This is a genomic window from Streptomyces sp. AC602_WCS936, from assembly GCF_019049125.1.
In the GTDB taxonomy this organism is placed as follows: domain Bacteria; phylum Actinomycetota; class Actinomycetes; order Streptomycetales; family Streptomycetaceae; genus Streptomyces.
Window position 1 is genome coordinate 67,889 of sequence record NZ_JAGMUF010000129.1, and the last position, 25,120, is coordinate 93,008.

At 72.2% G+C, this 25,120-nt stretch carries 24 protein-coding genes and 1 riboswitch; of the genes, 6 read left to right on the forward strand and 18 right to left on the reverse strand.

The window, feature by feature from the left end; genetic code table 11:
• Nucleotides 1-15: 15 nt before the first annotated feature.
• Genes KUM03_RS35095 through KUM03_RS35125 form a run of 7 tightly spaced genes read right to left on the reverse strand, consistent with a single transcriptional unit; the run spans nt 16 to nt 4,750 of the window.
• Entirely contained in the window at nt 16-483 is a 468-nt protein-coding gene (locus KUM03_RS35095) for a PH domain-containing protein (protein WP_217254608.1), read from the reverse strand.
• Between the two features lie 21 nt (nt 484-504).
• Entirely contained in the window at nt 505-1,353 is an 849-nt protein-coding gene (hisG, locus tag KUM03_RS35100) for an ATP phosphoribosyltransferase (RefSeq protein WP_073730767.1), read from the reverse strand.
• 53 nt (nt 1,354-1,406) lie between these two features.
• A complete protein-coding gene (locus KUM03_RS35105; RefSeq protein WP_011027788.1) occupies nt 1,407-1,679 on the reverse strand; it encodes a phosphoribosyl-ATP diphosphatase in 273 nt (90 codons plus the stop codon).
• A 34-nt stretch (nt 1,680-1,713) separates the two neighbouring features.
• The gene (gene ribH / locus KUM03_RS35110; protein WP_217254609.1) at nt 1,714-2,199 is read right to left on the reverse strand and encodes a 6,7-dimethyl-8-ribityllumazine synthase; all 486 of its coding nucleotides are present in this window, start codon (nt 2,197-2,199) and stop codon (nt 1,714-1,716) included.
• Nucleotides 2,200-2,220: 21 nt separating this feature from the next.
• Nucleotides 2,221-3,510: a bifunctional 3,4-dihydroxy-2-butanone-4-phosphate synthase/GTP cyclohydrolase II gene (locus KUM03_RS35115; RefSeq protein ID WP_217254610.1), complete on the reverse strand. Its 1,290-nt coding sequence runs from the start codon at nt 3,508-3,510 to the stop codon at nt 2,221-2,223.
• Complete coding sequence (locus tag KUM03_RS35120) at nt 3,507-4,151, reverse strand: nicotinamide mononucleotide transporter family protein (protein WP_217254611.1); 645 nt, start codon at nt 4,149-4,151, stop codon at nt 3,507-3,509. Before KUM03_RS35120 ends, KUM03_RS35115 begins: the two co-directional genes overlap by 4 nt.
• A complete protein-coding gene (locus KUM03_RS35125; RefSeq protein ID WP_217254612.1) occupies nt 4,148-4,750 on the reverse strand; it encodes a riboflavin synthase in 603 nt (200 codons plus the stop codon). Before KUM03_RS35125 ends, KUM03_RS35120 begins: the two co-directional genes overlap by 4 nt.
• A 149-nt stretch (nt 4,751-4,899) precedes the next feature.
• A riboswitch (FMN riboswitch) is annotated at nt 4,900-5,030 on the reverse strand.
• Between the two features lie 215 nt (nt 5,031-5,245).
• On the opposite strand from KUM03_RS35125, the gene KUM03_RS35130 reads away from it, so the two are divergent.
• Entirely contained in the window at nt 5,246-7,621 is a 2,376-nt protein-coding gene (locus KUM03_RS35130; protein WP_217254613.1) for a chitinase C-terminal domain-containing protein, read from the forward strand.
• 361 nt (nt 7,622-7,982) lie between these two features.
• Here KUM03_RS35130 and KUM03_RS35135 read toward each other — a convergent pair whose 3' ends face one another.
• The gene (locus tag KUM03_RS35135; protein ID WP_217254614.1) at nt 7,983-9,176 is read right to left on the reverse strand and encodes an ROK family transcriptional regulator; all 1,194 of its coding nucleotides are present in this window, start codon (nt 9,174-9,176) and stop codon (nt 7,983-7,985) included.
• Nucleotides 9,177-9,326: 150 nt separating this feature from the next.
• Here KUM03_RS35135 and KUM03_RS35140 point away from each other — a divergent pair, with 150 nt between their 5' ends.
• Entirely contained in the window at nt 9,327-10,538 is a 1,212-nt protein-coding gene (locus KUM03_RS35140; RefSeq protein ID WP_217254615.1) for an MFS transporter, read from the forward strand.
• Here KUM03_RS35140 and KUM03_RS35145 read toward each other — a convergent pair.
• On the reverse strand, nt 10,498-10,956 hold the full coding sequence (locus KUM03_RS35145) for a thioesterase family protein (RefSeq protein ID WP_217254616.1): 459 nt from the start codon (nt 10,954-10,956) through the stop codon (nt 10,498-10,500). The genes KUM03_RS35140 and KUM03_RS35145 overlap by 41 nt on opposite strands.
• A 178-nt stretch (nt 10,957-11,134) precedes the next feature.
• Here KUM03_RS35145 and KUM03_RS35150 point away from each other — a divergent pair, with 178 nt between their 5' ends.
• Entirely contained in the window at nt 11,135-12,568 is a 1,434-nt protein-coding gene (locus KUM03_RS35150) for a uracil-xanthine permease family protein (RefSeq protein ID WP_217254617.1), read from the forward strand.
• On the opposite strand, the gene KUM03_RS35155 is transcribed toward KUM03_RS35150, so the two are convergent.
• Nucleotides 12,550-13,695, reverse strand: a complete 1,146-nt coding sequence (locus KUM03_RS35155) for a glycoside hydrolase family 6 protein (protein WP_217254778.1) — start codon at nt 13,693-13,695, stop codon at nt 12,550-12,552. The two genes, KUM03_RS35150 and KUM03_RS35155, sit on opposite strands and share 19 nt — an antisense overlap.
• Nucleotides 13,696-13,869: 174 nt before the next feature.
• Here KUM03_RS35155 and KUM03_RS35160 point away from each other — a divergent pair, with 174 nt between their 5' ends.
• Nucleotides 13,870-14,565, forward strand: coding sequence for a DUF5995 family protein (locus KUM03_RS35160; RefSeq protein WP_217254618.1), 696 nt, complete (start codon nt 13,870-13,872; stop codon nt 14,563-14,565).
• Nucleotides 14,566-14,666: 101 nt separating this feature from the next.
• Nucleotides 14,667-15,596: an LLM class F420-dependent oxidoreductase gene (locus KUM03_RS35165; protein ID WP_217254619.1), complete on the forward strand. Its 930-nt coding sequence runs from the start codon at nt 14,667-14,669 to the stop codon at nt 15,594-15,596.
• A gap of 14 nt (nt 15,597-15,610) precedes the next feature.
• On the opposite strand, the gene KUM03_RS35170 is transcribed toward KUM03_RS35165, so the two are convergent.
• Nucleotides 15,611-17,308, reverse strand: a complete 1,698-nt coding sequence (locus KUM03_RS35170; RefSeq protein WP_217254620.1) for an NAD(P)/FAD-dependent oxidoreductase — start codon at nt 17,306-17,308, stop codon at nt 15,611-15,613.
• A 50-nt stretch (nt 17,309-17,358) separates the two neighbouring features.
• Nucleotides 17,359-18,156, reverse strand: coding sequence for a carbon-nitrogen hydrolase family protein (locus KUM03_RS35175; protein ID WP_217254621.1), 798 nt, complete (start codon nt 18,154-18,156; stop codon nt 17,359-17,361).
• A gap of 309 nt (nt 18,157-18,465) precedes the next feature.
• On the opposite strand from KUM03_RS35175, the gene KUM03_RS35180 reads away from it, so the two are divergent.
• Nucleotides 18,466-19,011, forward strand: coding sequence for a Repetin (locus KUM03_RS35180; RefSeq protein ID WP_217254622.1), 546 nt, complete (start codon nt 18,466-18,468; stop codon nt 19,009-19,011).
• On the opposite strand, the gene KUM03_RS35185 is transcribed toward KUM03_RS35180, so the two are convergent.
• The 6 genes from KUM03_RS35185 to KUM03_RS35210 all read right to left on the reverse strand — a co-directional run bounded on the left by KUM03_RS35185 (nt 18,980) and on the right by KUM03_RS35210 (nt 25,093).
• Nucleotides 18,980-20,191, reverse strand: coding sequence for an MFS transporter (locus KUM03_RS35185; RefSeq protein WP_217254623.1), 1,212 nt, complete (start codon nt 20,189-20,191; stop codon nt 18,980-18,982). The genes KUM03_RS35180 and KUM03_RS35185 overlap by 32 nt on opposite strands.
• Nucleotides 20,192-20,330: 139 nt before the next feature.
• Nucleotides 20,331-20,783: an Lrp/AsnC family transcriptional regulator gene (locus tag KUM03_RS35190; RefSeq protein WP_217254624.1), complete on the reverse strand. Its 453-nt coding sequence runs from the start codon at nt 20,781-20,783 to the stop codon at nt 20,331-20,333.
• Between the two features lie 10 nt (nt 20,784-20,793).
• Complete coding sequence (locus KUM03_RS35195) at nt 20,794-22,278, reverse strand: amino acid permease (protein WP_217254625.1); 1,485 nt, start codon at nt 22,276-22,278, stop codon at nt 20,794-20,796.
• Between the two features lie 324 nt (nt 22,279-22,602).
• Nucleotides 22,603-22,998 (reverse strand): hypothetical protein, encoded by a 396-nt coding sequence (locus KUM03_RS35200; protein WP_217254626.1) that lies wholly within the window; start codon nt 22,996-22,998, stop codon nt 22,603-22,605.
• A 190-nt stretch (nt 22,999-23,188) separates the two neighbouring features.
• Nucleotides 23,189-24,631 (reverse strand): GuaB1 family IMP dehydrogenase-related protein, encoded by a 1,443-nt coding sequence (locus KUM03_RS35205; protein WP_217254627.1) that lies wholly within the window; start codon nt 24,629-24,631, stop codon nt 23,189-23,191.
• Between the two features lie 108 nt (nt 24,632-24,739).
• Entirely contained in the window at nt 24,740-25,093 is a 354-nt protein-coding gene (locus tag KUM03_RS35210) for a barstar family protein (protein ID WP_217254628.1), read from the reverse strand.
• Nucleotides 25,094-25,120: the final 27 nt, after the last annotated feature.

The window sequence follows — 25,120 nt, forward strand, 5'->3', positions numbered from 1 at the left end:
GGCGGCGCCCCCGCGTCAGCCGCGCGGCGCCTCGGGGGCGGCGGTGGAGCGGGCCTCGACGAGGGCGCGCAGGGCGCGCGCGTCGTGGATGGCGCGCTGCCGGGCGATGCCCGGCTGGATGCCGAGCGCGGGCAGGCTGGTGCCGTCGCTGAGGTCGAGGAAGGCCCAGGGGTCGCCCTGCCGGAGGTTGACCCGGAGGATCTCGGCCCAGGCCAGGCGCCGCTTGGTGGTGAGGTTGACGACGGTGACACCCGTCTCGTCGGCGGTGACGTGGGGACGGGCCAGCAGGAACAGGACCCCGGCGAGGAGGAGGGCGGTCAGCATGAAGCTGAGGCGCTCCCCCGTACCGAGGCCGTCCAGCACCATGCCGACCGCCGTGATGGCCGCGAAGGTGAGGACGGCGAGGACGGTCAGGACGGCGCGGGTGCGGCCCGGCCGGAAGGTGACGGGCAGGGCCGGCAGGTCCGGCGTGGTGTCGGGCATGGCGTTGCTCCGGTGTCCCGCTCAGAGGCGGCAGGCGTGGATGGCCGTGGTGAGGATGGCGCGGGCGCCGATCTCGTAGAGGTCGTCCATGATCCGCTGGGCGTCCTTGGCGGGGACCATGGCGCGGACGGCGACCCAGCCCTCGTTGTGCAGCGGGGAGACGGTCGGGGACTCCAGGCCGGGGGTGAGGGCGACGGCCTTCTCCAGCTGCTCCACGCGGCAGTCGTAGTCCATCATCACGTACGTCCGGGCCACCAGGACGCCCTGGAGGCGGCGCAGGAACTGCTGGACCTTGGGCTCCTCGGCGTCCGCGCCGGAGCGGCGGATGACGACGGCCTCCGACTTCATGATGGGCTCGCCGAAGACCTCCAGGCCCGCGTTGCGCAGCGAGGTCCCGGTCTCGACGACGTCCGCGATGACCTCGGCGACGCCCAGTTCGATGGCGGTCTCGACGGCGCCGTCGAGGTGGACGACGGAGGCGTCGACGCCCTGCTCCGCCAGGTGGGCGGCGACGATGCCCTCGTAGGAGGTGGCGACGGTGCGGCCCTTGAGGTCGGTGACGCCGTTCGCGGTGCCCGGCTTTCCGGCGAAGCGGAAGGTGGAGCGGGCGAAGCCGAGGGGGAGGATCTCCTCGGCGTCGGCGCCGGAGTCGATCAGCAGGTCGCGGCCGGTGATGCCGATGTCGAGCTTGCCGGAGGAGACGTAGATCGCGATGTCGCGGGGGCGCAGGTAGAAGAACTCGACCTCGTTGGTCGGGTCGACGATGCGCAGTTCCTTGGACTCGCGGCGCTGCTGGTAGCCGGCCTCATGCAACATCTCCCCCGCGGGGCCTGACAGGGAACCCTTGTTGGGGACGGCGATGCGCAGCATGAGGTCGGCTTCCTTTGCGTGAAGGGGTGGGAAGGGCTTTACGAGAGCTGGGCTTACAGGTGGGCGTAGACGTCGTCCAGGGAGATGCCGCGGGCGACCATCATCACCTGGACGTGGTACAGCAGCTGGGAGATCTCCTCGGCCGCCGCGTCCTTGCCCTCGTACTCGGCGGCCATCCAGACCTCGGCGGCCTCCTCGACGACCTTCTTGCCGATGGCATGGACCCCCTTGTCCACCAGTTCGGCGGTGCGGGAGGTGGCGGGGTCGCCGTTCGCGGCCTTGTGCTGGAGCTCGGTGAAGAGCTCCTCGAAAGTCTTCTTGGACATGGTGCCGACCACTCTACGGGTTGTGCCGGTCGACCTAACGCCAGGGTTCAGATACTGAACGGAGCGTAGCCGCCGTCGCGACGGCCGCGGTCACCGCCTCGTGGCCCTTGTCCTCGTTGGAGCCCTCGATACCGGCCCGGTCGAGGGCCTGCTCCTCGGTGTCGCAGGTGAGGACGCCGAAGCCGACGGGGACGCCGGTCTCCACGGAGACCTGGACCAGGCCCTGGGTGACGCCCTGGCACACGTAGTCGAAGTGGGGGGTGCCGCCGCGGATGACGACGCCGAGGGCGACGATCGCGTCGTAGCCGCGGCCCGCGAGGACCTTGGCGACGACCGGGAGCTCGAAGCTGCCGGGGACCCTCAGCAGGGTCGGCTCGTCGATGCCCAGCTCGTGCAGGGCGCGCAGGGCGCCGTCCACCAGTCCGTCCATCACCTTGTCGTGCCACAGCGACGCGATGACGGCGACCCTGAGGTCCCCGACGTTGCGTACGGACAGTTCCGGTGCACCCTTGCCGCTCACGTGTCTCCTAAGGTCCCTTGCTTACTGGTTGCCGCAGGTGGACACGGGCGTCGTGTCCAGCCAGGGCAGGTCGTGTCCCATCCGGTCCCGCTTGGTGCGCAGGTAGCGGAGGTTGTGTTCGCCCGCCTGGACGGGCATCGGCTCGCGGCCGGTGACCTGGATGCCGTGCCGTTCCAGGGCGTCGCTCTTGTCAGGGTTGTTGGTCATCAGGCGGACGGAGCGTACGCCGAGGTCGTCGAGGATCTGGGCGCCGGCGCCGTAGTCGCGGGCGTCGGCGGGCAGGCCGAGTTCCAGGTTGGCGTCGAGGGTGTCGCGGCCGCGCTCCTGGAGTTCGTAGGCGCGCAGTTTGGACATCAGGCCGATGCCGCGTCCCTCGTGGCCGCGCAGGTAGACGACCACTCCCCTGCCCTCGGCCTGGATGCGGTCGAGGGAGGCGTCGAGCTGGGGGCCGCAGTCGCAGCGCTGGGAGCCGAAGACGTCGCCGGTGAGGCATTCGGAGTGGATGCGGACGAGGACGTCCTTGCCGTCGCCGATGTCGCCGTGCACGAGGGCGACGTGCTCGACGCCGTCGACGGTGGAGCGGTAGCCGTACGCCGTGAACTCGCCGTGCCGGGTGGGCAGGTGGACCTCGGCCTCGCGGCGGACGGTGGGTTCCTCGCTGCGGCGGTAGGCGATCAGGTCCTCGATGGAGATGATCGTCAGGCCGTGCTTGCGGGCGAACGGGATCAGCTCGGGCAGCCGCAGCATGCGCCCGTCCTCGCCGGCGATCTCGACGATGGCGCCGGCCGGGCGCAGGCCCGCGAGGCGGGCGAGGTCGACGGCGGCCTCGGTGTGGCCGTTGCGCACGAGGACGCCGCCGGAGCGGGCGCGCAGCGGGAAGACGTGCCCGGGGCGGACCAGGTCGGTCGGCTCGGCGGTGCCGCTCGCCAGGAGCCGGAGGGTGGTGGCGCGGTCGGAGGCGGAGATGCCGGTGCTGACGCCGTGCGCGGCGGTGGCGTCCACGGAGACGGTGAAGGCGGTCTTCATCGACTCGGTGTTGTCGACGACCATCTGCGGGAGCCGGAGCCGGTCCAGTTCGTCGCCCTCCATGGGGGCGCAGACCAGACCGCGGCACTCGCTCATCATGAAGGCGACGATCTCCTCGGTCGCCTTCTCGGCGGCGATGACGAGGTCCCCCTCGTTCTCGCGGTTCTCGTCGTCGACGACGACGACCGGGCGGCCGGCGGCGATGTCGGCGACGGCCCGCTCGACCGGGTCGAGGGTCAGGTCGTCGAGGCCGTCGGTGCTGTAGAGGATGGGTGCCGTGCTCATGCGGGCGCTCCTTCCGGGACGGGCCGCGCCGCGGTGCGGGAGCGCAGCCACCAGTCGCGCAGGCCCCACAGGACGAGCGCGCCGTAGATGACGTAGACGAAGCCGGAGAAGGCGAAGCCGTTGGCGAAGTTCAGCGGTACGCCGACCAGGTCGACCAGCAGCCAGGCGAACCAGAACTCGACCATGCCGCGCGCCTGGGCGTACATGGCGACGACGGTGCCGACGAAGATGTACGCGTCCGGCCAGGGATCCCAGGACAGGGTGGGGAAGGCGGTGAACAGGCCGCCGACGGCGAGGGTGCCGACGACGGCGGCGGCGACGAGGGCGCCGCGCTCGCGCCAGGTGGCGAACCGGACGGCGATGGAGCCGTCCTGCGTCTGCTGCCGGCCGCGGTTCCACTGCCAGAAGCCCCAGGCGGCGACGACCATCACCACGACCTGCTTGCCGGCGCTGCCGGAGAGGTGGGCGGTGGCGAAGGCCGTGAAGAGGATCAGCCCGGAGACGAACTGCACGGGCCAGGTCCAGATCGAGCGCCGCCAGCCGAGGGCGAGGCCGAGCAGACCGATCACGTTGCCGATCATGTCCGACCACTTGATGTGCTGGTCGAAGAGGGTGAAAGCCTCGGAGTTGAGCCAGTTCACCGGGTGCCCCCCTGGGTGCCGAGCAGCCGCTCCACGTACTTGGCGATGACGTCCACCTCGAGGTTGACCGGGTCGCCGGGCTGCTTGATGCCGAGCGTGGTCAGGGCGAGGGTGGTGGGGATGAGGCTGACGGTGAAGAAGTCGGGGCCGGCGTCGACGACGGTGAGGCTGATGCCGTCGACGGTGATGGAGCCCTTCTCGACGACGTAGCGGGCGAGGTCGGCCGGGAGGGAGATCTTGACGAGCTCCCAGTGCTCGGAGGGCTTGCGCTCCAGGATCTCGCCGGTGCCGTCCACGTGGCCCTGCACGATGTGTCCGCCGAGGCGGGCGCCTACGGCGGTGGGGCGCTCCAGGTTGACGCGGGAGCCAGTGGTGAGGACGCCCAGGCTGGAGCGGTTCAGGGTCTCCGCCATCACGTCGGCGGTGAACTCGTCGCCCTCGTGGTCGACCACGGTGAGGCAGACGCCGTTGACGGCGATGGAGTCGCCGTGCCGTGCCCCTTCGGTGACGACGGGGCCGCGCAGGCGGAAGCGGCAGGCGTCGTCGAGGGTCTCGACGGCGGTGACCTCGCCCAGCTCTTCGACGATTCCGGTGAACACTTCCCGGGTCCTCCTGCCTCTTCGGGCACGGACTCCGGGGCTGTCGAGAGCGACAGAGATCGCGAGCGAGGACACCGGGAGCGACGCCGGACGGGCCCACCCGTGACGGGCGAGCCCAGAGATCGGCGGCGCGCACGCATGCTCGCCCGCCGCGCACTGCCTCCCATCCGGACTTTAACCGTCGGTCCAGGAATTTCACCTGGTCAACCGGTCGCTGGAGGCGACCGGGTCGCGGACTGTAACCGCCGGTTCGGACTTTCACCGACCCCGGAGTGCGCTGCTTCTGGTACAGGGCCAGTGTGCCACGCCCGATGACCGTCCATGCGGACGGAGTGTGTGGGGTGGCTCACAGAGCGCTCCTCCAGTGCGGCTCCACCGCGCCGTGGTGACCCAACTGGGCCGCCGTCCAGGCGCCTTGAGATTGGTCCATACCTATTGACTCACTGGTCTAGTCCTCTCTAGGGTCTGCGCAACTTCCGTGGAGAGGAACCGACTGTGCCTTCCCCCTCACGCTCCAGAACCGGCCGCGGAGCGAGACCTGCCCTGTTCGCGGCGGCCGCCGCCGTCGCGGGCCTGGTGCTCGCCGGCCTCCCGGCGACCGCGTCGCAGGCCGCCGGCCAGGAGAGCTGCCGCCCCGACGGGCTGTACCAGACCCCCGGCGTCGACGTCCCGTACTGCTCGGTCTACGACGCCGAGGGCCGGGAGAAGATGGGCGCCGACCACCAGCGCCGGGTGATCGGCTACTTCACAGGCTGGCGCACCGGCAAGGACGGCAAGCCCGCCTACCTCGCCTCGGACATCCCCTGGGACAAGATCACCCACATCAACTACGCCTTCGCGCACGTGGACGGCGGCAACAAGCTCTCCGTCGGCTCGGACCGCGCGACGAACCCCGCCACCGGCATGACGTGGCCCGGGGTCGAGGGCGCCGAGATGGACCCTGACCTCCCCTACAAGGGTCACTTCAACCTGCTCAACAAGTTCAAGAAGCAGCACCCGGACGTCAAGACGCTGATCTCGGTGGGCGGCTGGGCCGAGACCGGCGGCTACTTCGCCGACGACGGCACCCGCGTGGACTCGGGCGGCTTCTACTCGATGGCCACCAACGCCGACGGCTCGGTCAACAAGGCGGGCATCGACACCTTCGCCGACTCGGCGGTCGACTTCATCCGGAAGTACGGCTTCAACGGCGTCGACATCGACTACGAGTACCCGACGACGATGAAGGACGCGGGCAACCCCCTCGACTGGTCCTACGCCAACGGACGCCGGGCGGGGCTGGTCAAGGGCTACGCGGCGCTGATGAAGACGCTGCGCGAGAAGCTCGACCGCGCGGGCGCCGCCGATGGAAAGCACTACCTGCTCACCGTCGCCGCGCCGTCCTCCGGTTACCTGCTGCGCGGTATGGAGACCTTCCAGGTCCAGAAGTACCTGGACTACGTCAACATCATGTCGTACGACCTGCACGGCGCCTGGAACGAGCACGTCGGCCCGAACGCCTCGCTCTTCGACGACGGCAAGGACCCCGAGCTCGCCGGCGCGGGCGTGTACACGACCTCCCAGTACGGCGGCATCGGCTACCTCAACACGGACTGGGCGTACCACTACTTCCGCGGTTCGATGCCGGCCGGGCGGATCAACATCGGGCTGCCGTACTACACGCGCGGCTTCAAGAACGTCACCGGCGGCACCAATGGGCTCTGGGGCAAGGCACCCTCCACGGACTGCCCGGCCGGCTCCGGTCTGACCAAGTGCGGCGACGGGGCGGTCGGCATCGACAACCTGTGGCACGACCTGGACACCGACGGCGAGGAGTCGCCCGCCGGTTCCAACCCGATGTGGCACGCGAAGAACCTGGAGAAGGGCATCGTCGGCGACTACGTCACCGACTACGGCTTCCCGGCCGACACGAAGCTGACCGGGACCTACGAGCGCAACTACGACGCCACGCTGGTCGCGCCCTGGCTGTGGAACGCCGAGAAGAAGGTCTTCCTGTCCACCGAGGACGAGCAGTCGGTGCAGGCCAAGGCCGACTACGTGGTCGACCGCGGCATCGGCGGCACGATGGTGTGGGAGCTCGCGGGCGACTACGCCTGGGACGAGGCCAAGGGCCAGTACGTGCCGGGTTCGACGCTCACCGACACGATGTACCAGGCGTTCAAGAACGCCTCCCCGTACGGTGCGAAGCGCGCCACGACCGACATGCCGGCCGAGGCGCTGGACGTCGACGTGGAGTTCGGGGAGTTCCCGCTCGGCGACTCCAACTACCCGATCAGCCCCAAGCTGAAGATCACCAACAACACGGGGACGGCCCTGCCCGGCGGTACGGAGTTCCAGTTCGACTACTCCACCTCCGCGCCCGGCAATGCCAAGGACCAGTCCGGCTGGAACACCTCGGTGATCCGCAGCGACCACACGGGCGACAACGTGGGCGGTCTGAAGGGCGACTACCACCGCGTCTCGCTGAAGCTGCCGGCCTGGCAGTCGCTGGCGCCGGGCGCGTCCACGACGGTCGACTTCGTCTACTACCTGCCGGTGTCGACCCCGTCGAACTGGACGGTGTCCTTCGGCGGTAAGACGTACGCCCTGGCGGGTGACCTGGCCCGGGGAACGACCGTGGTGGAACCGGGGACGGAGACCCCGGCCCCGACGCCCACGCCGACGGAGACCGGGTCCCCGAGCCCGACGCCCGGCCCGACGGACGGCACCGGGCAGTGCACGACGCCGGCCTGGGACGCGACCTCCCCGTACGGCGGGGGCGTGACCGTCTCCCACGAGGGGCACTCGTGGAAGTCCAAGTGGTGGACGAAGGGCGAGGAGCCCGGAACCACCGGCGAGTGGGGCGTCTGGCAGGACCTCGGCGCCTGCTGAGCCCCGGCAGTACCGGCCCGGCGGCGGTGACGACGGCCCTTGCCCGCCGCCGGGTCTCTCAACGGTTACCCGCGTGTCGCGTCCGTGGGCTGAACAGCCTCTGCCACGACCCTGGTGACCGGCGACACCGGCACGCTCGGCCGTCCCGTCCCGTCCCGTCACGTCACGTCACGTCACGTCACGGAGCGGCTGCGCCCGGACCGGCACGAGGTGCGGGGCCCATGGACGCTCCACGCGCCGGCACGGTCGCGCCGTGCGCGAGCAGTACGGCGTGCGGTGCCCGGACCGGGCAGGGGGTGAGGCCGGCGGCCCGGCGGTCCGGGCAGGCCCGCACCCGCCGGTCTGCCCGGTGCGCCGCCGGCTACCGCTCCGGCGGCGCGAACAGCTCGTCCTGCGCGCGGTCCCGGGCCGTCAGCAGTGCCCCTCGCAGGACGGCGCCGCCGCCCAGTGCGGTGGCCCGCACCTCGGTGGCCAGCGGCGACATGCGGGTGAGACGGTCCTGGACGCGGGCGGCGAGCGCGTCGGCGCCGGCCCGGCCGACCTCGCCGGCGAGCACCACGCAGCCGGGGTCCAGGACGGAGACGACGGCGGCCGCGCCGAGGGCGACGCGGTCGGCGAGGGCGTCCAGGAAGCCGGCGGCCTCCGGGGCCGTGGCCGACCGGCGCACCGCCTCCCGGACCAGCGCGGCGGCGTGCGGCTCGGGCCCCTCGGGCACGGCCGTCACCCCGTGCTCCGCCGCCAGCGCGCTCACCGCCGCCGCACCGGCCACGGAGTGGAACCCGCCGTCGCAGTCGGTGGCCGACGGCAGGCCCGCGGTGCCCGGCACCGGCATGAAGCCGATCTCGCCCGCGCCACCGGAGACGCCCCGGCGCAGCGTGCCGTCGAGGACGACCGCGGCGCCGATGCCGAGGCCGAGCCAGAGCAGGACGAACGTGTCCCGGTCCCGGGCCGCCCCGTCGCGCTGCTCGGCCAGGGCGGCGAGGTTCGTCTCGTTCTCCACGCCGACCCGCGCCTCGGGGAACCTGTCCTGAAGGGCGGCCGTCAGCCGGCGGTGCCACGCGGGCAGGCCCGTGGACGGGCGGAGGTCCCCGCTCGCCGGGTCGATCAGGCCGGGCGCGCCGATGCCGACGGTGTGCAGCCGGTCGGCCCCGGCCTCCTTCGCCGCCCGCTCGACCAGGCTCACCGCCTGCTCCACCGCGGGCCCCGTCCCGGTGTCGTCGCCGATCGGCACGGAGGCCTCGGCGAGGACGCGGCCGAGCAGGTCGGACACGAGGACGGTGACGCTCTCGGTGCGCACGTCGAGGGCGGCGAGGTACGCGCGGCCGGCGACGATGCCGTACAGCTTGGCGTTGGGGCCGCGGCGCTGCTCGCCCGACTCCCCCACCACCTCGACCAGTCCGGAGGCGGTGAGGCGTTCGACGAGGTCGGCGACGGTGGGCCGGGACAGGCCGGTCAGCGTCTTCAGCTGCCCCGCCGTCAGCGGGCCCTCCTGCTGGAGCAGGCGCAGGGCGAGCCGGTCGTTGATGGCCCGGGCGGTGCGCGGTGATGCGGGCATGCCGGGATCCTTCCAGATCGGCGGCGCGGTGGCCCGCGCCTGATATCCCCTATCCATCAGGAAGGGTCCCTGATAGTTTACCCGGCGCAGCGCGGCAGCGAGCGATGCACAGGGAGACGAGCCGGGGCAGACCCGACGGAGGGGCCGAGAATGAGCGCAGTGGTCTACGAGCAACGCCAGGTGAGGCGCGCCCGGTACGCCGTGGCGGCCGTGTTCGCCGTGCACGGCGCGGTCACCGGTTCGTTCGCGACCCGGGTGCCGTGGATCCAGGACCACGCCGGAGTGAGCGCGGGCCAGCTGGGTCTGGCGCTCGCCTTCCCGGCGCTCGGCGCGTCGGTCGCCATGCCGCTGGCCGGCAGCGTCACCCACCGCTTCGGCGCCCGCACCGCCCTGCGCGGGCTACTGGCCCTGTGGACGCTGGCGCTGGTCCTGCCCTCCCTCGCCCCGAACCTGCTCACCCTGTGCCTGGCCCTGTTCGTGTACGGCGCCACGGCGGGCATGTCGGACGTCGCGATGAACGCGCTCGGCGTCGAGATCGAGAACCGGCTGGACAAGTCGATCATGTCTGGCCTGCATGGCATGTGGAGCGCGGGCGCCCTGATCGGCTCGGCGGCCGGCACGCTCGCCGCCCACCTGGGCGCGGACGCCCGCCTGCACCACGTGCTGGCCGCCGCGGTGCTGACCGTGGCAGGACTGGTGGCCTGCACCTGGGTGCTGGACCTCCAGCCCACCGAGGACGAGGACCCGCCGCCGAGGTTCGCGCTGCCGCCGAGGTCGGCCGTGCTGATCGGCGCGGTCGGGTTCTGCGCGGTGTTCGCGGAGGGCGCCAGCCTGGACTGGTCGGCCGTCTACCTGCGGGACGAGCTGGAGACGTCGGCCGGACTGGCGGCGGCGTGCACGACGGGCTTCACGCTCACGATGGCCGTGGCCCGGCTCGTCGGCGACAAGGTGGTGGACCGTTTCGGCGCGGTGCGCACGGTGCGCGTGAGCGGGGTGCTGGCCTCCCTCGGCGGCCTGCTCGTCGTCGTCGGCGGCCATCCTGCGGTGGCGATGGCCGGGTTCGCGCTGATGGGGCTCGGTATCGCCGTGGTCGTCCCGCTGTGCTTCGCGGCGGCCGGGCGGGCCGGATCCAATCCGAGCCTGGCCATCGCGGGCGTCGCCACCATCACGTACACCTCGGGTCTGGTCGCCCCGAGCGCGATCGGCGGACTGGCCCAGGCGACCAGCCTGGTGGTGTCGTTCGGCCTAGTGACCGTGCTGGCCTGCTGCCTGGTGGTGTTCGCGAAGGTGCTGCGCGCCGGGGACCGGGACCGGCCGAAGATCAGTCCGTCGAACGCAGGAGTGCTCGACCGGCAGTCTTGAAGCTGTCGCTCCACGGCGCCGGGCGCAGGGTCTCGGAGTCCAGCCGGACCAGCACCCGGGTACCGCGGGCGTACGTGGTGGTGCCGTCCGCCGAGCAGAAGCGGAAGCCGTAGGTCAGCCCGGTCGTGCCGAGCCGGTCCAGCCAGAGGTGGACGGCGTACGCGCCCGGCCGGGTGACCGGTGCCTCGTAGGTGATGGTCAGTTCCTTGACCGCGTTGCAGGCGTCGCCGGCCGCCGCCCAGTCGCCCTCGAACCGGAAGCCGTGCTCCGTCCACAGCTCGGCCCAGGCGCGCTCGGCCATCACCGGGTAGCGGGCGTTGTGCAGCAGGCCGAGCGCGTCGAGGTCGTCGAAGTGCACGGTGACGGGGACGAGGCGGCCGTACGACACGGCGGGGGCGGCGGGGGCTTCGGCGGTCACGGTGGGCTCCTGGGTGGTGCGGGGTGGTACGCGGTGCTGTGGGCGTACGGGCGATCCCCGCCATCCTAAGCGGACGCTCAGGACACTCGCCGGGGAAGGGTGCAGGTCAGCCGCACGGCCGGGCACCCCCGACAATGGTCCGGACAGTCATCACGTACAGAGAAAGCGAAACCTCACCATGGACCTCGGCGTGCGCTGGAAGCTGCACGGGGACGGGAAGGTCCCCGCCCCCGGAGCGGTGGTCCGCCCCGACGAACGGCTCTCGTGGCCCCGCACGTTCGGGCTCGGCGCCCAGCACGTGGTGGCCATGTTCGGGGCGTCCTTCGTGGCTCCGGTCCTGATGGGCCTGGACCCCAACCTCGCGATCATGATGTCGGGTGTGGCGACCGCCATCTTCCTGCTCGCCACCCGCGGCCGGGTCCCCAGCTACCTCGGCTGCTCGCTGTCCTTCGTCGGTGTCGCCGCGGTGATCCGGGCCCAGGGCGGTACGAGTGCCACGGTGACCGGCGCGGTGCTGGTGGTCGGGGCCGCGCTGTTCCTGGTGGGGCTCGCCGTGCAGCGGTTCGGGGCGCGGATCATCCATGCCGCGATGCCGCCGATCGTCACCGGCGCGGTGGTGATGCTGATCGGCTTCAACCTGGCCCCGGTCACCGCCTCCACGTACTGGCCGCAGGACCAGTGGACGGCGCTGCTGGTGATGCTGTTCACCGGTCTGGCCGTGGTCTGCCTGCGCGGTTTCTGGTCCCGGATCGCGATCTTCCTGGGGCTGGTCTTCGGGTACGTGCTCTCCTGGGCCCTGGACCGGATCTTCGGCAAGATCCACTCGGTGGACGGCAGCGGCAAGGTCACCGACCACTGGCGCCTGGACTTCTCCGCCGTGGGGCAGGCCGACTGGATCGGGCTGCCCTCCTTCCACGGGCCGAGCTTCGAGTGGTCGGCGATCCTGGTCGCGCTGCCGGTCGTCATCGCGCTGATCGCGGAGAACGCCGGGCACGTGAAGGCGGTCGGCGAGATGACCGGCGACCCGCTCGACGACAAGCTGGGCACCGCGATCTCCGCGGACGGCGTCGGCTCGATGCTGTCCACCGCGGTCGGCGGCCCGCCGAACACCACGTACTCCGAGAACATCGGCGTGATGGCCGCGACCCGGGTCTACTCGACGGCCGCGTACTGGGCCGCCGCCTGCTTCGCGCTCCTCTTCGGCGTCTGCCCGAAGTTCGGCGCGGTCGTCGCCGCGATCCCCGGCGGTGTGCTGGGCGGCATCACCGTCATCCTCTACGGCATGATCGGCCTGCTCGGCGCGCAGATCTGGATCAACGCCGGGGTGGACCTGCGCAACCCGCTGAACCTGGTGCCGGCCGCCGCGGGCATCATCATCGGCGTCGGCAACGTCAGCATGGAGATCAGCGACAACTTCTCGCTCAGCGGCATCGCGCTCGGCACCCTCGTCGTCATCACCGGCTACCACGCGCTGCGCGCCTTCGCCCCGGCCCACCTCAAGACGCAGCAGCCGCTGCTCGACGAGGGCACGTCGTCGTACGACGAGAAGGTCACGGACGGCGGCGGGTCCGGCGAGGGGCCGGGCGACGGGTCTCAGCGCGCCAAGTCGTAGGCGTAGGACGGCGTGAAGGTGCCCGGCTTGCCCTTGCAGCCGTCCGACTCCCCCGGCAGCTTGACCCACAGGTAGGCGTCGATGCGGCCCAGGCCGGTGCTCAGGGTCGGCGTCCGGCCGATCTCGCGGCCGGCCGGGTCGCACCACTCGCCGTCGGGCGGGGCGCCGTTGCCGTTGCGGCTGGTGTCGATGACGGCGCCGAGGCTCGCCGGGCCGCCGAGGGCGTCGAGGACCGCGCGGTCGTAGGCGACCTCGTCGGCGGTGGTGTGGAAGTTGGAGACGTTGCTGAAGATGCCGTCGGAGGAGGCGGCCGAGGCGGCGCCGGCCTCCTTCAGCCACCCCGCCTGCTTGGCGGGCGCGTGCCAGCCGGAGTGCCCCGCGTCGTAGTACACGCGGGCGTGGGGATTGGCGTCCTTCAGCACACGGCCGGCGCGGGCCAGGGAGGCGAAGCGGTCGGCGCGCTCCCCGGCGGACAGGCACTCCGCCTGGGCCACCGAGTCGGGCTCCAGGACGACCACGACCTCGCCGGAGCCGAGCCCGGCGGCGAAGAGGTCGATCCAGTCGTCGTAGGCGTCGAGGTCGGGCGCGCCGCCCTGGGAGTGGCCGCCGCAGTCCCGGTCGGGTATCGCGTACGGCACGACCACGGGCACCCGGCCCTCGGCGGCACCGCCCGACGTCACGGCCCGGACCCGGGAGGTGATGGTCGAGGGCGTGTAGTCGGCGAACCACACGGCGGCCGGATGATCGGCTATCCGCGACCGGATGACGTCCTGGCGCGGATCGTCGGGGTGGGCCCGGACCCAGGACAGGACCTGCGACTCGGGATGCCGGTAGAGCCGGGTGGACGCCGGGGTCGCCCGGGACTTCGCCTCCGGTGTCGTCTTCCGCGAGGGGCTGGGACCCGCCTTCTTCGCCGGGGCCGAGACCGAGGCGGAGGCGGACGGCGAGGCGGAGGCCGACGGTTTCGCCGACGGGGACGGGGACGGCACGACGGGCAGGGAGTGCAGCCTCGGCGAGCGCGTCACCTCCGGCCGGGCCTCGTCGGTGCCGCCGTCGTCGTCGCCGAGCGCGGTGAGCATGCCGGTCGCGGTGCCGACCGCGACGACGACGGACGCCGCCGCGACCATCGCGCTGCGGCGGGCGGCACGCCTGCGCTCGGCCCTGCGAGCGGCCAGGCGTCGGGCACGAAGGCCTGACACGTACGGTTCCCCCTCCCCCGCACGGCGGGCGCGTTCCCCCGTTCTGGGGAAGCGTCGGGCCCGCCGGCACTCCCGTCAGCCTAAAGCTGCGACCCTGCCGCCATGGCGCACTGCGAGCAAGTCCCGACGGCCGTCCGGTCGGTGGACACGGTCCTGACCCGGATGCGCGCCCTCGACGCGGCGCTGCCCGCGCCGGACGGGGTGGCGGTCTTCAATCGCGTCTACCTGACCGTCACGGAGGAGGTCGACCGGCACATCGACGGCGGCCGGTTCCCGGACGCCCGCTCGGCGATCGCGCTGGACGTGCGGTTCGCGGAGCGCTATCTGGCGGCCGTCGACGCGGTGGAGGACGGCCGCCGTCCGCCCGCCTGCTGGCGGCCCCTGTTCCAGTTCCGACGCCATCCCGGCGTACGTCCGCTGCAGTTCGCGCTGGCGGGCATCAATGCGCACATCGGGCACGACCTCGCGCTGGCCGTGGTGGACACCTGCCGTACGCTCGGCTGCGAACCCGTCGACGTGGAGGACGAGTTCGACCGGGTGGGCGATCTCCTCGTGACGCTGGAGGAGCGGGTCCGCGAGGAGCTGATGCCGGGTCCCGACCTCCTCCAGATCGCCGACCCGCTGACCCATCTGCTCGGCTCCTGGAGCCTGGAGCGCGCCCGCGACGCCACCTGGGCGGCGGCCCGCGCGCTGTGGGCGCTGCGCCGACTGCCGGACGTCGCCGGGGAGTTCACCGAGCGGCTGGACGCGGCGGTCGGCTTCGCGGGCCGCATGCTGCTCACCCCGCTGCCGGACTGATCCGGCCGTTCCCCGGCGCGCACCTCCGGAACGCCCGTCCGGTCGTTGTACGTTGCACCCTTGAGCGACATCGCGTCCCGACGGCGAAGGAGCACCCGGACATGGCGACCCGGCTCGGCCTCGGCCTCCCCCAGATGCGGCAGTACGACCTCGGCAAGGACGTTCCCGACGTGGCCCGCGCGGCGGAGGGGATGGGCTACCAGAGCCTGTGGGTCTTCGAGCGTGCCCTGTTCCCCGAGCCCGCCACCCAGGGGCTGTACGGCATCGAGGGCCTGCCCTGGCCGGACTCCTACCGGAACGTGGCGGACCCGCTGATCACGCTGACCCTCGCCGCCGCGGCCACCGAGCGGGCGGAGCTGGGCAGCAGCGTGCTGGTCGCCCCGCTGCACGGGCCCTTCCAGCTGGCCAAAGCGCTGGCCTCGCTGGACGCGGCGAGCGGGGGCAGGGTGGTGGCGGGTTTCGGCACGGGCTGGTCGCACGACGAGTACGCGGCGGCGGGCGTGCGGCCGTTCGCCGAGCGCGGGCAGGCCCTGGACGAGCTGATCGGGGTGTGCCGGGCGGTGTGGGGCCCGGACCCCGTGGTGTACGACGGGCATGTCACGAAGATCGCGTCCGCCGTGGTGGGCCCCAAGCCCGCCCGGCCGATCCCGGTGCTGCTGGCGGCGGGCAGCGGCAAGGCCCGGCGCCGGCTCGTGGACCACGCCGACGGCTGGCTGCCCAACGGCCTGGGCGCCGAGGTCGTGGCCGGCCAGTGGCGGCAGCTGCGGGAGCTGGCCGAGGAACGCGGCCGTACGGAGCCGATCCGGACGGTGCTGCGGGTCAACGCCCGGTACAGCGCGTCGGCCCGGACGGGCGCCGACCGCCGTCCCTTCCACGGCAGCGTCGACCAGATCGTCGAGGACCTCGCCGCCCACGCGGAGATCGGCCTCGACGAGATGCTGCTCGACCTCCAGGGCTCGGCCCGCGACGCCGGGGAGCTGAAGGACCTGGCCGCCCAGGTGTACGAGAAGGCCCGGGCGGCCGGGGTCTAGAGCCGTTCGAAGGGTCAGTCCTCGGGCAGCTCGACCGGCGCGATCTCCTCGTACACGTCGCCCGGGCCGGGGTTGGTCGCGTCGGTCTGCCCGCCGAAGTGGTGCATGACGCCCCAGACCGCGTTGAGCGCGGTCTGGACGGCTCCCTCGGCCCAGCCGGCCGTCCACGAGATGTCGTCGCCGGCGAGGAAGATGCCCCGCTTGTCCTCGGGCAGCTCCTCCTGCATGAAGTGCGTGAACAGGCGCCGCTGGTAGCGGTAGTGGCCGGGGAGGTTGGCCTTGAACGCGCCCATGAAGTAGGGCTCGTTCTCCCAGGAGACGGTCACCGGGTTGCCGATGATGTGCTTCCTGATGTCGACCTTCGGGTAGATCTCGCCGAGCGACTTCAGCATGACCTCCATCCGCTCGTTCGCGGACAGCGGCAGCCACTTCAGGCTGTCGTCGCACCAGGTGTAGGAGAGGCAGATGACGGCGGGCTTGTCGGGGCCGTCGTCGAGCAGGTAGGTGCCGCGGGTCATGCGGTCGGTGAGCGTCATCGACATGACGTCCCGGCCGGTGTCCTCGTCCTTGTCGAGCCAGAAGGGCCGGTCCACGGGCACGAAGAGCTTGGAGCTCTCCATGTAGTGGGTGCGCTCGATCGCGGTCCAGTGGTCGATCGGGAAGAGCGAGTCGTCGCAGGCGATCTTGGAGAGCAGCATCCAGGACTGGGCGGTGAAGATCGCCGCCTGGTACGTGCGGATGTCGCCGTCGGCGTCGGTCACGGTGATCCGGTTGCCGGCGGTGCGGTTCAGCCGGGTCACCGCCGGGCGCGGCTCGCCGTCCGTGTGCAGGGACTTCAGCGAGGTGCCGTACGGCCAGTGGACGATCTTCTCCGGCTCGCGCTCCCACATCCTCAGCGGCAGCTGCTGGGAGCCGCCGACGATGCCGCGGTGGTGGTCGTCGGCCTCGGTGTAGACGACGCGGAGGATCTCCAGGATGGAGTTGGGGAAGTCGGTGTCCCAGCCGCCGGTGCCGAAGCCGACCTGGCCGAAGATCTCGCGGTGCCTGAAGGACTTGAAGGCCTCGGAGTCGCAGAGGAAGCCGTAGAAGGTCTGGTTGTCGAGCTTCTCCACCAGCTTGGCCCAGATCTCGCGGATGCGCGGCACGTCGCGCTCGCGCAGGGCGCGGTTCATGTCGGAGAAGTCGGCGCCCTCCTCCAGGCACTTCGCCCAGGCGTCGGCGACGTCCCGGTAGACCTGCGGCAGGTCGTCGAGGGTCTCGGCGTAGTGCGACTCGCCCTTGAGGTCGACGACGGTGGAGGGCGTGGCCTCGGCGAGGGGGTTGGGGAAGGGGCTGGTCTTCAGGCCGACCAGGTCGATGTAGTGCTGGAGCGCGGTCGAGGAGGGCGGGAAGCGCATCGCGCCCATCTCGGCGGTCAGCGACTCGTCGCAGCCGTCGAAGCCGACGGTCCGCAGGCGGCCGCCGATCCGGTCGGCCTCGTAGACGACGGGCCTGAGGCCCATCTTCATCAGTTCGTAGGCGGCGACGATGCCGGACAGTCCGCCGCCGATGACGGCGACCTCGGTGCCGTGCTCGGTGGCCGGTATCTGGCCGAGGCCGGCGGGGTGGGCGAGGAAGTCGTCGTACGCGTACGGGAAGTCCGGCCCGAACATGGTGATCGGCGGCTGCTGCTCGTCTGCGTGCTCGATCGCGTTGGGCACGGTGGACGTCATGGGGTACGGACTCCTTGCGGGGTGAAGCGGGGGGCTGGGCTTCTCGGGGTTCAGCGGTTGCGGACGAGGGACCCGTAGAGGCCGGGAAGGCGGTCCTTAAGGTACGGGTTGGCCTCGCGGGAGGCGGCGAGGAAGGCCGGGTCGGCGTCGGCGAGGACCAGTTCCTCACCGCGTCCGGCGCGGGCACGGGACGTCCCGTCGGGGCCGGCGAGCACGGACAGCCCGACGAACTCGAAGTCGCCCTCCGGCCCGACCCGGTTGACGTACGCGACGTACATCTGGTTCTCGAAGGCCCGCACCGGCACGACGGACTCGGCGACGAACTGGAACGGGTGCATCTGCGCGGTCGGGACCAGCAGCAGGTCGGTGCCGGCCAGGGCGTGGGCTCGGACGTTCTCCGGGAACTCCACGTCGTAGCAGATCATCAGGCCGACGGTGAGGCCGTTCAGCTCGGCCTGGATGACGGGCTGCTCGCCGGGGGTGAAGTGGTGGCGCTCGAAGCAGCCGAAGAGGTGGGTCTTGCGGTAGTTCGCCAGACGGGTGCCGTCGGCGGCGATCAGCTGCACGGAGTTGAAGACGCGCTCGCCGTCCCGTTCGGGGTAGCCGTAGGCGACGGCCAGGCCGTGGCGCCCGGCGATCTCCGCGACGGCGTCGGCCGAGTCGCCGTCGGCGGGCTCGGCGAGGGCGTCGATGCCGTCGCCGATCGCGTACCCGGTCAGGAACAGCTCCGAGGTGACGAGCAGCCCGGCGCCCGAGGCCGCGGCGCGGGCGGCGGCCTCGTCGAGGACCTTGAGGTTCTCGGCGACGGAGCCGGGCCGGCCGGAGCTCTGGAGCAGGGCGGTGCGCATGCGTGTTCCTCACCGGAGGGAAGGGGGTCGGGGGGCCAGATAGACGGTACGGTCGGCGCGCTCGGCCGGACAAGAAGGACGTGTTGCGCGCCGGTGAGCGGATCGTTGCGTGCGCCCGGCATCCCCCGGCGATTCGTTGCGCCACCCCCGTGCCCCCTCCCGTCATCCCCGGGGAGGGGGTCCGTCCGCCTCTCCCCCGCCGCGCGGCGGAGGCCGCTCCCGCCCTGAGCGCGATGTGGTGCGGGCGCGGCGCCGGGACAGTGGTGACCGTTCGGTTCACCGGCTTCGATCTTTGGGAGAGGACCCGCCATGAAACGCCGTACGACGACCGCCGCGCTCTGTGTCGCACTGCTGCTGACCGCAGTCACCACGGGGGCGGCCGTCGCCTCCGGGCCCCACGAGGGGCAGCCCCCGCGGGAGGCGGCCGCGCTGACCGGCACCGCCAAGCTGTACCGGTCGGCCGGGGACGACATCACCTTCACCTTCGACGCCCATCTGGCGGCCAGGCACAACGACGATCCCCTGAAGGCCACCGGGACCTTCGAGTTCAGCCACTACCTGAACGGCTGGGGTGCCCGGGCGAAGGCCGAGGTCGACTGTCTGGTGACCGGCGGTGACGTGGCCGTCGTCTCCGGCGTCATCACCGACTCCGACCTGCCCGGTGCCGAGGGCAGGCGGGTCGGCGTCACCGTGCACGACCGCGGGCACCACGACCGGCTCGGCTACAGCTGGGCCGCGACGGGCAGTCCCGCCGAGGGCGGGGAGCTGCCCCGGTGCGTGTCGTCGGCGCCCTTCGAGAAGGTCGCGAAGGGGACCGGCGACTTCACGGTCGTGCCCTGGCAGCCGCGGCTGTAGTCCGGGCGGCGGCGGCCAGCAGCAGCGCCGTCAGCAGGTACGGCACCGCGGCCCAGGCGAACGCGGTGCCGTGCCCCGTCACCGAGGCGGCCGCCGCGTAGGCGCCGTACGTGGCGAGGGTGCCCAGCTCGGTGCCCAGGCCCGCGACCGAGGTCAGCGTGGCCCGTCCGGAGTCGTCGATACGCCGCTGGAGGCGGGCGTCGGCCAGCACGGTCGCCAGCTGGAAGCCGCCGAAGGCCAGGGCGACGAGGATCAGGGCGGGCGGGGTGCCCGCCGCGGCGCCGACCGCCAGGGCCAGCGCGGAACCGGCGAGCAGGACGGCGAACCCGGTGGTGGTCAGGCGTTCGGCGGGGCCGGCCAGCAGGCTCCCGGCCGTGGCGCCGGCCCAGATCACCAGCAGCAGCCAGGGAACGGTCTCCTGCGCCACGCCGGTGTCGTGTGCCAGCAGCGGCGTGTACTCGTCGAGCGCGCCCCACACCGCGGTCACGGCCGGGACGAGCAGGAGCGCCCCGCGCACGGAGCGGTCGGTGCGGGCCTCGGCGAGCCCGGCGCGCAGGGTCGCGGTCCAGCGGTCGCCGTCGGCGGACGGTGTGCGGTGCTCGGGGAACCGGCTCGCCACGGCCGCCCCGGCCAGGCAGACCAGTACGCTCGCCGCGCCCACCGCGTCGTAGCCGCCCCAGGCGAAGACGGGGCCGGCCAGCCCCATCGCGGCCATCGTCGCGGCGATGCCGATCGCCCGTGCCCGGCCCATGATGCGGGCGTACCGGTCGGCGGCGCCGGCCCGGTCCAGTTCGTCGTAGACCAGCGCTTCCAGCGCCCCCGAGCCGAGCGCCCCGCCGGCGCCCCACAGCACGAAGCCGAGCGCGAAGGCGCCGTAGGAAGGCACGAGGACCCACAGGGCGAAGCCGGCGGCGGTGAGCAACGGGCCGAGCACCAGCAGCAGCCGCCGGGAGAACGCGTCCGCCCAGGCGCCGGAGGGCACCTCCAGCAGGACGCCGGTCAGCGACCACAGGGCGAACAGGGACGACATCTGCCAGACGGACAGACCGGTGTCGCTGAACAGCAGCGCGTACACCGGGTAGAGCAGGACGAACTCGTCGCAGAACGCGGATGCGTACAGCGTGCGCGTCAGCCGCCGGACACCGGCGGTCGTGGGGGCACGCTCGGGTGAGAGAGTCATGAGGCCTTCCCGAGGGGGCGGATCGGACACCGGAGGTACGGCGTCCGAGGCGGCCCTCGGGAGGAGGCGCGGCTGGTGGATCAATGTCGCCAGGTCATGGCACCGATGGTAGTCGGGTGACCCCGCCTCGGTCTCGGGATTACGTGGGCGATCCAGACGAGTAGCGCCGCAGCAGCGGCGACAGGATCAGCACGGACTTGGTCCGCTCGACGAACGGCTCCCCGGCGATCCGCTCCAGGACCCGTTCGAAGTGGCGCATGTCGGAGGCGAATACCTGGGCGACCGCGTCCGCGTCCCCGGTGACGGTGGACGCGGCCACGACCTCCTGGTAGCGCTCCAGGCCTCGCTGGATGGTCTCCGGCGAGGTGTTGCGGCGGCAGAAGATCTCGACGAACCCCTCGGTCTCCCAGCCGAGCGCGGCGGGATCGACCCGTACGGTGAAGCCGGTGATGGCTCCGGTGGCGCGCAGCCGGTCCACGCGCCGTTTCACGGCGGGCGCGGACAGGCCGACCGACTGCCCGATGTCCGCGTAGGAGCGGCGGGCGTCCTCGGCGAGGGCGTGCACGATGCGTTCGTCGAGATCGTTCAGCACTGCGGGTGGTTCACTTCGCTTCTGGTGTCACGGTGTCCGGTGCGGCCAGCCGGGAGCGGCGGTGGCCGTACACGAAGTAGAACACGAGCCCGACCGCCATCCAGACACCGAACACGACCCAGGTCACGGTGGACAGGCTGCCCATCATCCAGACGCAGAAGGCGAAACCCAGCGCGGGCAGGACCGGCGACAGCGGCACCCGGAAGGTGCGGCGCATGTCCGGACGGGTCCGGCGCAGCACCACGACGGCCACGTTGACGAGGGCGAAGGCGAAGAGGGTGCCGATGCTGGTGGCGTCGGCGAGCTGCCCGAGCGGGATGGCGGCGGCCAGGACGCCGCAGAACAGGGAGACGATCAGCGTGTTGGCGCGGGGCGCGCCGGTCTTCGGGTGGACGCGGGAGAACACCTTGGGCACCAGCCCGTCGCGGGACATGGCGAACAGGACGCGGGTCTGGCCGTAGAGCACGGTCAGGACGACGCTGGCGATGGCGACGACCGCGCAGAAGGCCAGCAGGGTCCCCCAGAAGTCCTGCCCGGTGACGTCGGTCATGATCTGGGCGAGGGACGCCTCGGAGTCGGTGAAGGTGCGCCACGGGCGGGCGCCGACGGCGACGGCGGCGACGAGGACGTACAGCACCGTCACGATGACCAGGGAGAGCATGATCGCGCGGGGCAGGTCGCGCTGGGCGTTCTTGGCCTCCTCACCGGCGGTGGAGGCGGCGTCGAAGCCGATGTACGAGAAGAAGAGCGTCGCGCCGGCCGCGCTGACCCCGGCCATGCCGAGGGGCATGAAGTTCTCGTAGTTGCCGGAGCGGAAGCCCTGGACGCCGATCGCGCAGAACAGCACCAGCGCGGCGATCTTCACGACGACCATGATCGTGTTGGCGCGGGCGGACTCGCGGGCGCCGCCCAGCAGGAAGGTCATGGCGAGGAGCACGACGATCAGCGCGGGCAGGTTGAAGATGCCGCCGTCGCCGGGCGGGGCGGACAGGGCGGCCGGGATGGTGACGCCGATGGTGCCGTCGAGGAGTTCGTTGAGGTACTCGCCCCAGCCGACGGCGACGGCGGCGACGGACACGCCGTACTCCAGGACCAGGCACCAGCCGCAGACCCAGGCGACCAGCTCGCCCATCGTGGCGTAGGCGTACGAGTAGGAGGAGCCGGAGACCGGGATGGTGCCGGCCAGTTCGGCGTAGGACAGGGCCGAGAAGAGCGCCGTGAGTCCGGCGATGACGAAGGAGAGCGTGACCGCCGGGCCGGCCTTGGGGACGGCCTCGCCGAGGACGACGAAGATGCCGGTGCCGAGGGTGGCGCCGATGCTGATCATCGTGAGCTGCCACAGGCCGAGGGAGCGGCGCAGCGTGCCGCCCTCGCCCTGGCCGCCCTCGGCGACCAGCGTTTCCACGGGCTTGCGGCGCATGAGGCGCGCGGCCAGGCCCGGGGACGCGGGGCCGGCCGGTGGGTCGTGGTGCGGGGGTGCGCCTTGGTCGAGCACGCGTTGACTCCTTTGTCGCTGCCGGTCGGGCCCGTCGGTGTGAGCGGACGGGCTCGCGGCGGGCTCTGGAGCGGCGGGGACGCGGCGGGCACCCGTGCACAAGCACCGAGACCCACCGAGCGGGGTCCCCGCCACGCCACGTACAGCGCAGAACACTACGAGGGGGGCACCGCGCCGGTAATGCAGCAACCTTGCGCATCTGGGCACGATCGTTGCGTTGGCCGGGGCAGGGCGTGTGTTCGTTGCGCGGGCGGTGCACGGCGTTGCGCACGGGCTCGGCTGTCGACGGATCGAGCCTGGTCGGGGCCCGTTCGCAGGGCCGGGTCAGTCGCCGTCCGGGTCGCCCGCGACCGCCCGTGCCTCCGCCGCCTGGGCCGCGTCGAACCCGATCTGCCCGGGTCGCCCGCGGGCGGCCTCCTGCCCCTCGATCCAGCGCATGTGCGCCTCCCAGGCGGCCTGCTTGCTGGTGCCGAGCGCGGCCCCGATCAGGGACCAGGAGGCGCCGGCCTCGCGGGCGGCCCGGACGGTGAGCTGGCGCCCGTAGGCGGCCTTGCGGGCCACCACCTCGCTCAGCGCGAGCAGTTCGAGGAGCTGGGTGCGGTCGAGCTCCTCCTGGTCGCTGCCGCCCCCGGCCAGGGACTCACGGGTGCGCAGCTCGTCGAGGCGGGCCACGGCGGTCAGCAGGGTGTGCTGCGGCTCGATGCTCTGCGGTGTCGTCATGTGGTCAGCGTCTCGTCAGGCTGGCTTGACGTCAAGGTGCCCTGACGGGCGTCCGCTGTCGGCCGAACGGTACGAGGCGTCCGCTGCCGTCCCGGAAGCGTCCGCCCTCGTCCGGAATGGGAGCGGCCCCCATTCCTTCCCGGGCGGCGGGAGGAGCGGGGGCCGTGCGGCAGGCAACGGACGCGCGGCGTCAGCTCCAGCTGGCGTGCAGCGGCTTGCCCTCGGCGTAGCCGGCGGCGCTCTGGATGCCGACGATGGCCTTCTCGGCGAACTCCTCCAGGGAGCCGGCACCGGCGTAGGTGCAGGAGGAGCGGACGCCCGCGATGATCGCGTCGATCAGGTCCTCGACGCCGGGGCGGGTCGGGTCGAGGAACATGCGGGAGGTGGAGATGCCCTCCTCGAACAGCGCCTTGCGGGCCCGGTCGTAGGCCGACTCCTCGGAGGTGCGGTTGCGCACCGCGCGGGCGGAGGCCATGCCGAAGGACTCCTTGTAGGCGCGGCCGTTGGCGTCGTGCTGGAGGTCGCCCGGGGACTCGTAGGTCCCGGCGAACCAGGAGCCGACCATCACGTTGGACGCGCCGGCCGCGAGGGCCATCGCCACGTCGCGCGGGTGGCGGACGCCGCCGTCGGCCCACACGTGCTTGCCGTACTTCTTGGCCTCGGCGGCGCACTCCAGGACGGCGGAGAACTGCGGCCGGCCGACGCCGGTCATCATGCGGGTGGTGCACATGGCGCCGGGGCCGACGCCGACCTTGATGATGTCGGCGCCCGCCTCGATCAGGTCGCGCACGCCCTGGGCGGAGACGATGTTGCCCGCGACGATCGGCACCCGCGGGTCGAGGGCTCGCACCACCTTGACCGCGCTGATCATCGACTCCTGGTGGCCGTGCGCGGTGTCGATGACGAGGGTGTCGACGCCCGCGTCGAGCAGCTGCTTGGCCTTGCCGGCCACGTCGCCGTTGATGCCGACGGCGGCGGCGATGCGGAGCTTGCCGTTGGCGTCGACAGCCGGGGTGTAGAGGGTGGCGCGCAGGGCGCCCTTGCGGGTGAGGATGCCGGCCAGGCGGCCGTCGGCGTCCACGGCAGGCGCGTAGCGGCGGTTGGCGTGGTCGAGGGTGTTGAAGGCCTCGCGCGGGTCCAGGTCCGCGTCGATGAGGAGCAGGTCCTTGGACATGACCTCTTCGAGCTGGGTGAAGCGGTCGACGCCGGTCAGGTCGGTGTCGGTGACCACGCCGACCGGCTTGTTGTCCTCGTCGACGACGACACCGGCGTTGTGCGCCCGCTTGGGCAGCAGGGACAGCGCGTCGGCGACGGTCTGGTGCGGGGCCAGCACGATGGGGGTGTCCAGGACGTGGTGGCGGCTCTTCACCCAGGTGACGACGTCGGTGACGACCTCGATCGGGATGTCCTGCGGGATGACCACGAGGCCGCCGCGCCGGGCCATCGTCTCGGCCATGCGGCGCCCCGCGATGGCGGTCATGTTGGCGACGACCAGCGGGATGGTGGTGCCCGTGCCGTCCGGGGAGCCGAGGTCCACGCCCTGCCGGGAGCCGACGGCGCTGCGGCTGGGCACCATGAAGACGTCGTCGTACGTCAGGTCGTACGAAGGCTGGATGTCATTGAGGAAACGCACGTGCTGCACATCCCAGTCGATCAGAGGTGGCCCCCGGACAGGTCAGCCAGGGGGAAAGAGCACGTACTTCATTCTCCCATGCCGGGTGGCCGATAATCCCCGGGCAGATCATCCAGGCTGGTCAGCGGCCTCCTTGGAGGAACCTCCAGGGCCGAGGGTGACGAAGAGCCCCGGGCCCCGGTCCGTCGCCTCGGCGAAGACCTCCTCGGCGACGGCCCACTCGTCCGGCCGCTCCTCGGCGTACGCCCGCCAACCCCGTACGACCAGGACCAACCCCCGGTCCACCGCGCCCTCGGGCCAGACGGAGGGGTCGGCGAGGGAGTCGGCGAGCGCGTCCCAGTTCCGCCCGAACCAGTCGGGCAGCGCGAGGTCACGGGCGCAGCGGTCCATCAGGCCCGCCTTGTCCGTGACGCCGTCGAGGTCCAGCGTGACCACGAGCCGCCCCGCGGGGTCCTCGGCCATCGTCCTGCCCCTTCCGTCCGTGACCGG